The 3798-nt window shown below is 59.7% G+C and carries 7 protein-coding genes; all 7 read right to left on the bottom strand.

Annotation, left to right across the window (positions count from 1 at the left end; all coding sequences use genetic code 11):
• Positions 1-140: 140 nt before the first annotated feature.
• From BLO50_RS21900 to BLO50_RS21530, 7 genes are read right to left on the bottom strand one after another with little or no spacing between them, the layout of a single operon-like run.
• Positions 141-368: a hypothetical protein gene (locus tag BLO50_RS21900; RefSeq protein WP_090256314.1), complete on the bottom strand. Its 228-nt coding sequence runs from the start codon at positions 366-368 to the stop codon at positions 141-143.
• The gene (locus tag BLO50_RS21555; protein ID WP_031943313.1) at positions 355-555 is read right to left on the bottom strand and encodes a hypothetical protein; all 201 of its coding nucleotides are present in this window, start codon (positions 553-555) and stop codon (positions 355-357) included. The genes BLO50_RS21900 and BLO50_RS21555 overlap by 14 nt, the downstream gene beginning before the upstream one ends.
• Before the next feature lie 2 nt (positions 556-557).
• A complete protein-coding gene (locus BLO50_RS21550) occupies positions 558-1340 on the bottom strand; it encodes a hypothetical protein (protein WP_090256313.1) in 783 nt (260 codons plus the stop codon).
• A gap of 11 nt (positions 1341-1351) precedes the next feature.
• Positions 1352-1573: a hypothetical protein gene (locus tag BLO50_RS21545; protein ID WP_031943315.1), complete on the bottom strand. Its 222-nt coding sequence runs from the start codon at positions 1571-1573 to the stop codon at positions 1352-1354.
• Positions 1574-1577: 4 nt separating this feature from the next.
• Positions 1578-2234: a hypothetical protein gene (locus tag BLO50_RS21540; RefSeq protein WP_031943316.1), complete on the bottom strand. Its 657-nt coding sequence runs from the start codon at positions 2232-2234 to the stop codon at positions 1578-1580.
• A gap of 17 nt (positions 2235-2251) precedes the next feature.
• Positions 2252-2725, bottom strand: coding sequence for a DUF192 domain-containing protein (locus tag BLO50_RS21535; protein WP_244152932.1), 474 nt, complete (start codon positions 2723-2725; stop codon positions 2252-2254).
• On the bottom strand, positions 2715-3194 hold the full coding sequence (locus BLO50_RS21530; RefSeq protein ID WP_208597452.1) for a thermonuclease family protein: 480 nt from the start codon (positions 3192-3194) through the stop codon (positions 2715-2717). Before BLO50_RS21530 ends, BLO50_RS21535 begins: the two co-directional genes overlap by 11 nt.
• Positions 3195-3798 lie beyond the last annotated feature (604 nt).

Below are 3798 nucleotides of genomic sequence, written 5' to 3'. Positions count from 1 at the left end.
GATTGAAGCCCGAAGGGGCGAGACTGGCCGGCTGTTTGGCCAGGCTCGATGCGCAGCACGAAAGCCCGGCCCGGAGCGAAGCGCAGGGTAACGCCATACACTACATCTTGTGCTTGCTCAGCTGCCGATCGACACAACATCTAGTGTTTCTTCCGCCGCGCCTCGGCCACCGCCAAACGCCAACCGCGCAGCCAGGCACGGTGCAGCTCGGGCACGGCCAGAATTTCGGACGGCACGTTCTGCCTGCCGCACGCATACGCAAAACGGGCACATTGGCTCGTCGTCTCCAGCACTTCCGGCGTGTTTTTCATCACCTCTCGGACTTGCCAGTACCGCACCAGGTCTTTTGCGCTATCAATCATCAGCATCTTTTTCACCCTCGATTTTCCGCGCTTCGGCGTCGGCCAGCGCCCGCTGGTAGTCTTCGTCAAGCATCGTCGGTTTCTTCTTCCACGGCTGCCGATCCGGCAAAGGCTTCGCGGCGTATCTCACTACCTCGCCGCTGAAGCCCGCCATCTGCTCGGCAAGCTGCTTGCGCAAGCTCTCCTTGTCCATCGTTAGCGCCCGCGCTCCATGCCGCCCTTGGCTTCTTTCTGCTGCGTCGGTTCGCTCTTGAAAGGCGTACCCAGTGACTTTGCACCGATGCTCGGCGCGGCCTGATGGTCGAACGGCGCAGGTTCGGTTCTAACCTTGGATTTGTCAGCCGCCTTTTCCTCCTTCTGCGGTGAAACGCCCTGGGCGTAGGCTAGTCGGTCGCCCGAAAGAGTTACCGCTGAAAGGCTGCGCTCATAGGGATTTGTCACACGCTGGGCCTTAATTTCATCAACAGCCTTGGCGTTCTTAGTCCCGATTGCCGTCTCCAGCGCTGGGCGGTCAAGTCCTCGATGCTCAGTGAAAGACGTTCCATGCTCCGAGCCCTGGCGCTTGAAATACTGAACGTCATACGTGGCCTTTCCGCTTTTATCGTCGCGGCTCTCGTAAACCCGCACCTCGGCCACCTCCTTGCCGTCCAGCCTCATCATGCCGGCCTTGACGCCAGCGGCCCGGTCGCGCTCGTAGGCCGCTGCAATCTTCTCGCGCTCGACTTTCTCCCAGCCTTCACGAAAAGCCGCGTCATTTTGATTGAAGCCCTTGCTATAGACGCGCTCGCCTGTCTCACGATCAGGCGAATATCCTGTACTGGCCAGGAATTGCGCCCCCTTGCCTTCGGTTGATTTGATCACTACGGGCCGATCTTCGTCGCGGGCACGGGCGAACGCTTCGCCAGCAGCTTTGCCGTTGTCAAACTGCTGTTTATCGCGGTTGTCTTTATAAACCAGCGTGTATGTTTCCTTTGCCATGCTCTGTCACCTCACTTGTTCAGGGCAGCGACTGCCTGCTCGAAAGCAGCCTTCGCCTCGTTCTTCAGCTCTTCCATGACGGTGCGGTCAATCTCGTTTGCCCAATACAGGGCACCGAGCCAGCCGTTTACATGGCCATAGTCATATTGCGAGTCGGCCAACGTGGTTTCGCTGGCCTTTGTCACAATCATTTCGCGCAGTCCCTCGATGGTGCGGGCGTTGTTGATACTCATGTGCTCAGCTCCCGTCGAACTCGCGGCGCATGCCATAGGCGCGCTCGATGTAGTCATAGGCCAGCATGCGTTCGTCGCTCCCGTTGCTGCTGTAGCCGTCAGCGCGGGGCTCGGCTATGTAGTTGCTCAGCGATGCGGCATCCGCGATAAATCCGCGCAGCACCTGCATCGGCGTGGACTTGTATTCATCGCAGAGGCTGACGAACTCCGGGGGAACATCAATCGTCAGCGCCTCGGTTTCGTCCTGGATAAAGCGGCCATCCGTGCCGGGAATGATGCCGGCAGGGGCCAGGAATCCGTCAGGGCAGAGACTGTTTCGCCAGCCGATCCGCTCGGCGTTGTAGCCCGGCGAACCTATCGGCGGCGCGTGCTCGAAAACGTCCAGCTCGAAAGCCCGGCGTAGCGATTGATCGAGGTAGGCATCAAAACGGTAGGTCGGGAAATCCCGCTCTTCGGTCTGCCAATCGACGCGAACCACAACACCGATCTTGCCCACGGCACGCGCCGAAAGCTCGGCGTTGCCAGAGCCGGGAAAGGTCGGCTGCCGCACTTCCTGGCCCTGGTACTCAAACACCAGGTAGTTATCGCCGCCTTCTTCGGTCGCAATGCCGGTGAATCGGGCATTGAAGAACGCCACTGGTTGTCGCGGGTGAATGAACATAGATCGCCTCTCCTTCGTCAATTGGTGATGTTCTTACACTGCCGGCTGATCAACCGGCTACCTGGTGCAATGCCCAGGCGCTGGAAATCACCCTGTTTAACCTCCAGCCCTTCACGGGCCGGCATCCGCGACCAGTGCATAAACTCGCTGAAGGGCTCCATATCCTCGATCTGGAGCACCACGCCCTGCGAGTCGATGAACGCGACCGAAAGCGGCGTCGGTGTGTCCTTCATCCAAAAAACCCGGGGCGCGTCGTCGGCCCAGGTGAACAGCAGTCCGGGGCCAACATCAGCCAGGCCGGAAAGCCCCCGCGCCATCTGCGGGATGGTCGTTACTTGCGGCACGTTGTCGAGGGTGGCCACGTCGAATTTCAGCGTGCAAACCGTTTGCGGGCGGGTCGCCAGGTCGGCACGCCAGGCGCTGAACAGGGTCAAGCCGATGGCAAGGGCCAGCATACCGCCTGCGACGGCTGCCACGGCCTTACCGCGCACGGCGGAACTCCCAGGGCGCAACAGGCGCATGGTCGGCCCATAGGCCCAGGCGGGCGGCGCGGGCCTGCCGCTCCAGTGCCGGCAATGCCGGGTTGTTGTTGTACCTGGTGTAAACCCAGGCCATGCCCTGTTTAACCATTTCGGCGTTGAGGTCGCGGCCATCTTTCAGCAGCACGCCGATCACGCGCCCGTAACGGTCGCCGCCCTGGTCAACTACTGTCACGGTCTGCCTGAAGGCCATTGCTGCCAGCGCCTGCCGCGACTTTTCCCCGAACGCCTGCCGGCGCTCCGGTGCGTCGATGTTCGCCAGGCGGACGCGCTTTGTGTTCCTGGAAGCCGTCAGCACCTCCACGGTGTCGCCGTCCAGAATGCGGACGACTTCTGCCTGGTACTGACCTTGTGCGCTCGCTTGCTGTGCCAGGCTCAGAACGCCTGCCAGCAGCAGCGCCGAAAGGCTGCTCAAATTCACTCGGTTTGCTCTCATGTAACCCCCTTGTTTCGGTATGGGGAATATCTCATAAATACAGCAAACCGTCAACAGTTGTAAACACTATATTTGCGCCTTGCCGCACACTTACTATCGCCGTATCATGGCTGGGCTACTTTCCGAATCTCCTGCAAGGGTGACGGAAGCACCAGGCCGAAAGCGTTGCCGCGCTTCGGCCTTTTTCATGCCCGCTGTTTGGCTTTTCGCTTTTGCTTTTCAATCACCAGGAAAGAAAAAGCTCTTCCCCTCTTATTGAACCAGACGTGTGGGCAAAGGCCGTAGGCCGTTGCGCGTAGCGCATTGTCCATCCGGCACGGTTCGGGAGTCGCCTTGTGGTCAGAGGCTGCTGCCGGTGGGCAACCGCTTGCGTGTTGTCCACGGGCAGAAGCCGTTGCGCGTAGCGCACTGTCCACAGAGGCGGCGACCTAGATAGTTGTATTTAATAAATACTTGTAAAAGCTAACTGCAAAAGATACTTGGGGCCGAAACGCGCACCTCTACAGCCTTAGTGCTGCGTGGCTTGTTAGCGATTTCACGTGCTTTTTGCGTTAGCGATTTCACGTGCCCGCGTTAGCGATTTCACGTG

Source organism: Pseudomonas peli, from assembly GCF_900099645.1.
GTDB classification, from domain to species: Bacteria; Pseudomonadota; Gammaproteobacteria; order Pseudomonadales; family Pseudomonadaceae; genus Aquipseudomonas; species Aquipseudomonas peli.
The sequence above is the reverse complement of the archived record's forward strand: the minus strand, read 5'-3'. Positions and strand labels throughout refer to the sequence as shown.